General features: G+C 56.5%; 2 protein-coding genes. Both read left to right on the forward strand.

Annotation, left to right across the window (positions count from 1 at the left end; all coding sequences use genetic code 11):
- Positions 1-85 precede the first annotated feature (85 nt).
- Positions 86-1,108, forward strand: a complete 1,023-nt coding sequence (gene istA / locus ACI77I_RS31895; protein WP_407000170.1) for an IS21 family transposase — start codon at positions 86-88, stop codon at positions 1,106-1,108.
- Positions 1,105-1,893 (forward strand): IS21-like element ISPsy4 family helper ATPase IstB, encoded by a 789-nt coding sequence (gene istB, locus ACI77I_RS31900; RefSeq protein WP_407000172.1) that lies wholly within the window; start codon positions 1,105-1,107, stop codon positions 1,891-1,893. Before istA ends, istB begins: the two co-directional genes overlap by 4 nt.
- The last annotated feature ends 75 nt before the right edge of the window (positions 1,894-1,968 follow it).

The raw sequence follows: 1,968 nt of genomic DNA on the forward strand, positions 1-1,968 counted from the left end.
TGTTACCGCCGGTGTAAAACTGACCCACTAACGCCGAAGTAAAATTGACCCACTTGGGCAAAACTGGCGGCTTTGAGCTGCCAATATGTTGACCCAGGAGCAGTCAGTGGAAATCAAAGTGTTGGCCCGTCAGGGCCATGGCATCAGGTTCATCGCCCGAGAGCTTGGGGTTTCGCGTAACACCGTACGTAAGTACCTTCGGAAGGTCCGCTCTCAACCCAGTTATAAGCAACGCAGCGCTCGACCGTGCAAACTGGATCCTTTCAAGGACTACCTGCAAGAACGCATCGAGGCAGCACGCCCGCGCTGGATTCCGGCCGTTGTGCTACTGCGTGAAATCACCGCCCTGGGATATACAGGCGGTGTTAGCCAGCTCAAAGTTTATCTCGCGCCGTTCAAGAGCAAGGACCAGGAACCGCTGGTGCGCTTTGAGACGCTGCCGGGCAAGCAAATGCAGGTGGACTTCACCACCATTCGCCGGGGCCGTCAGCCGCTCAAGGCTTTCGTCGCCACGCTCGGCTTCAGCCGGGCAAGCTTTGTCCGCTTCTCAGAGCGTGAAGATAGTGATGCTTGGTTGACGGGGCTTCGAGAGGCATTCGCTTACTTTGGCGGAGTGCCCGAACAGGCGTTGTTCGATAACGCCGGGACCATCATCACTGAGCGAGATGCCTTTGGTGAGGGCCAGCATCGCTGGCACCCTCGACTAGCAGCGCTAGCCGATGAGTTTGGCTTTGTACCCAAGGTCTGTCGCCCGTACCGCGCTCAGACCAAGGGTAAGGTCGAGCGCTTCAACGGATATCTCAAAGGCAGCTTCATTACTCCGCTGGCCGCTACCCTTAAAAGTGCGGGGCTCCCCCTGGACGTGATGACAGCCAACGCACACATCGGCCAGTGGCTCGACGAGGTAGCTCATCAGCGCATTCACGGCACAACCGGTATAAAACCCGCGGTACGTCTGGCCGAAGAGCAGCAGGTACTGTTGCCTCTGCCACTTCAGAGCCTAGGGCTACAACCTATCACCGGACTGCGTCTGGGTCGTGTCTTGCCGTGCGAGAGCTTGCAGCATCCGCTGTCGGTTTATGAGCAACTGCTGGAGGTGAGGCCATGAACCTTCAACATGAGCGTCTAACAGCGCTGTGCAAGGGCTTGAAGCTTGAACGCATTAGTGTGGACTGGCCACACCTGGCCCAGCAGGCCGCGAGCGACGAAGACAGCTTTGCCGACTTCCTCGAAAAGCTGCTAACGACCGAGACCGATGCACGCAGGGAGCGCTCTCGACAGGCTTTGCTTAAAACCGCAGCGCTACCGGCAGTTAAAACGCTGGAGCAGTACGACTTCGCATTTGCCACTGGCGTACCTCGGGCACAGCTTCAAGAGCTGGCAGCACTGAGTTTTGTGGAGCGTGCCGAGAACATCGTGTTCCTGGGACCAAGTGGTGTTGGCAAAAGCCACCTGGCTATCGCCCTGGCTTACCGAGCGGTCATGGCAGGCATCAAGACCCGCTTCGTTACCGCGACCGATCTGATGCTGCAACTTACCGCTGCGCACCGCCAAGAACGGCTTAAGGAGTATTTCAGCCGTGTAGTAATGGCTCCCGGGCTGCTGGTCATCGATGAGATTGGCTACCTGCCGTTTGGTCGTGATGAGGCCAACCTGTTCTTCAACGTTGTCGCCAAGCGTTACGAACAAGGCAGTCTAATCCTGACCAGTAACCTGCCATTTACCCAATGGGCAGGGACCTTTGCTGATGATCAAACGCTGACGGCAGCCATGCTTGATCGGCTACTGCATCACGCACACATCGTGCAAATGACCGGTGAAAGCTACCGACTCAAAGATAAGCGCAAAGCTGGAACCAAACCGAAATCATCGCGAGCTGAACCAGCTCGATAATAAACGCCCAGAGGGGGTCAATTTTAAGTCGGCGATTTAAGACATAAGTGGGTCACTTTTCAACCGGCGTTGACA

The organism is Pseudomonas sp. D47 (genome assembly GCF_045447305.1).
Classification (GTDB): domain Bacteria; phylum Pseudomonadota; class Gammaproteobacteria; order Pseudomonadales; family Pseudomonadaceae; genus Aquipseudomonas.